This is a genomic window from Protofrankia sp. CiP1_Cm_nod3 (assembly GCF_982290655.1).
Genome location: NZ_CEVIVD010000195.1, coordinates 4,944 through 7,563 on the forward strand (window position 1 = coordinate 4,944; position 2,620 = coordinate 7,563).

General features: G+C 72.8%; 2 protein-coding genes. Both read right to left on the bottom strand.

Annotation, left to right across the window (positions count from 1 at the left end; translation table 11 throughout):
- Nucleotides 1-441: 441 nt before the first annotated feature.
- A complete protein-coding gene (locus tag AC5LUJ_RS22380) occupies nt 442-1,359 on the bottom strand; it encodes an NADP-dependent oxidoreductase (RefSeq protein ID WP_250292166.1) in 918 nt (305 codons plus the stop codon).
- A gap of 334 nt (nt 1,360-1,693) precedes the next feature.
- On the bottom strand, nt 1,694-2,620 hold a 927-nt coding region (locus tag AC5LUJ_RS22385; RefSeq protein ID WP_493465685.1), incomplete at its 5' end, for an LLM class flavin-dependent oxidoreductase.

Below are 2,620 nucleotides of genomic sequence, written 5' to 3' on the forward strand. Positions count from 1 at the left end.
ACGGCGGCATCGTGTTCCCCGCAACCGCGACCTTCGGTGAAGTCATGCGGGCTGACACCGCGCCGCAGCACATCCGGCTCTGAGGTCCGACGGCATCACGCCGGTGCCGACGTCGACTCTTTCCCAGAGTGCCGGTCAGGTAGCCATACGTATCCCCGCGAACGGTGGCACACCTCGATGGGTGCCGGCTGCCGGAGAAGATCGGCGCGAGTTTGTCGTTGTGTACGCTTTTGCGGACGAAAAGCGTACACAACGACAAAATTGTCTGGATCATGGTCTGTGTGGGTGGTCGTGGATGGGATCCGCGCTACCTGACCGGCGTTGCGTTCCAGCGATCGGTAGATCGTCGGCATCACGCTGCCCGGTCGGTGACGGGCACGGGCGCCCTGGCCGGTTGTCGGGACTGGCCGGTTGCCGGGAAACAAATTGTCAAACGAGCTGTCAGGGGATGAGGACGATCTTGCCTCGGGTGTGGCCGTGTTCGAGTTCGCGGAAGGCGTCCTGGACGTCGGCCAGCGGGTAGGCGCCGGCGATCGGGACCTCCAGGCGGCCGTCGGCCACCAGGTGTGCCAGCTCGGCGAGGACGTCGGCGCTGGCCGCCGCCGCGCTGCCGTCCGCCTTCACCCGGTGCCGGCCGGCCGCGTCGAAGTCGACGATGGTGTCGATCCGGTCGGGGGCCACCCCGAGCTCGAGCGCCAGGTCCACGTAGCCCTGGCCGAACGTGTCGATGAAGGCGTCGACATGGTCCGCCGCCTGCCGGATGCGGTCGGCGACGCCGTCCCCGTGGGAGACCGGGCTCACCCCGTGGTCGGCGAGCCAGGGATGGTTGGCCGGCCCGGCGATCCCGATCACGCGTCCGCCGGCGAGCCTGGCGAGCTGCACGGCGATCGACCCCACCCCGCCCGCGGCGCCGGAGACGACCACCGTGTCACCGCCGCGCGGCGAGACCGCGCGTACCGCGGCGTACGCCGTCGTCCCGGCCACGAACAGTGATCCGGCGACCTCCCAGGAGATCTTCTCCGGCTTCGCCGTGAGGTTGTCCGCCTCCACCACCACGTACTCGGCGTGGCTGGCGCGCCGGTTGGTGAACCCGAGGACCTCGTCCCCGACGGAGAAGCCGGTCACCCGCGGGCCGGTCTCCTCGACGACTCCGGCCAGATCGCTGCCCTGCCCGGAGGGGAACGTCGCCGGCCACCGGCCGTGCAGCAGCCCCTCACGGATCTTCGCCTCACCGGGATTGATCCCGGCGGCCCGCACCCGGACGAGGACCTCACCCGCCCCGGGCGCCGGCCGCGGCACGTCCACCACCCGCAGTTCCTCTATCCCGCCGTACCCGTCGAACCGGACAGCCCGCGGCATCGCCAGCTCCTTCGTCGTGTCGGTCGTGACCGTTTTCTTCGCCGTCTTCTTTCCGCGTCGCCTTTGTCGTGTTCTTCTGTCGCTTCTTTTTCTCTTGGTTCTCTCCCCGTTGCCGGTCCGGTCCCAACAAGGTCGGGACGCCTGCCTGTGCCCGTGTCCACGTCCGGGCCCACGGACGGGCCGGCCGCGGCGGTGGCCCGGCCGGCCACCCGTCCCACCATGGGGGCCCGGTCGTGAAAGCGAGGATGGAGATGGTCGCTGTCACGACCGTCTGTTCCCTCACAGGCGCGGTTCAATGGTTGTCGACGCGGAGCCCTTCGGTGCCGTCGGCGGATCAGGGACGTCCGGCTGGGCGTCTGTGCCGACCGGGGCCGGGGGTGGGGACAGCGCCGGGGCCGGCGGTCGCCGGCCGCCAGCCCAGTGCCGGGGCGATCTCGGTGCCGATGATCTCCAGGCGGCGCAGCGCCGCGTCGAAGCTCGCCGCCTCGCCGGCCTCACCCTGGACGGCGGCGATGAAGTAGGACGTGAACCCCGGTCCCACCGGGTTCGTCGCGAGGCTTTCGACGATCACGTCGACCGGGCCGTGGTGGACGTTCATGGCGTCCAGCGCGGCGGCGTCGTCGGCGGTGCCGGGCAGCCCGAAATGGGACAGGTACGGACGGTAGCGGGCGATGTCGGCGGCCAGGTCCCGCGGGGCGGCCAGGCGGTCGGGCCCGGGGAACACACCGTGCGCGACGGCGAGCCGGGCCGCCGGGTAGCCGTCCGGACACAGCGACCGGGCTGCCGCCCTCGAGCGGCCAACCACGGCGGAAGGGCCGTCCGTGGCCGAAGGGCTATCCGTGGCAGAGCGGGCAGCCGCGCCCGAGCGGACCGTCCCGACGGATCGGCCGTCCCCGCCCGGTCCGTCGGCGGGGTGAGCCGTCCCGGCCGCGAAAGCCGTCCCGTCCGGCCTGGCGGTCGCGCCTGAACGGGCCGCGGCATATGCGCGCAGGTACGTTTCGGCCAGCGGGCGCTGCGCCGACCCGGCGGGCCCGACGCCGAGCAGCAGCCCGTCCCCGGCGCGCGCCGCGGCCGTCGCGCCCTCGGCGCTGGCGGTGGAGTCCCACAGCCGCCCGGCCAGCGTCGGCGCCGGCGGCTGCAGCCGCAGCCCGTCGGTGCCCGGGACGTCGCCGCCGCGCAGCAGGTCCCGCAGCAGGCCGATGGCCTGCGTGAACAGCTCCCGGCGCGCGTCGGCGTCCCGGCCGAAGGCGGCGAAGGCCGG

Excerpts from the sequence above, each read along its gene's own strand:
- AC5LUJ_RS22380 (WP_250292166.1), bottom strand. The coding sequence starts at position 1,359 with ATGCCGCGGGCTGTCCGGTTCGACGGGTACGGCGGGATAGAGGAACTG.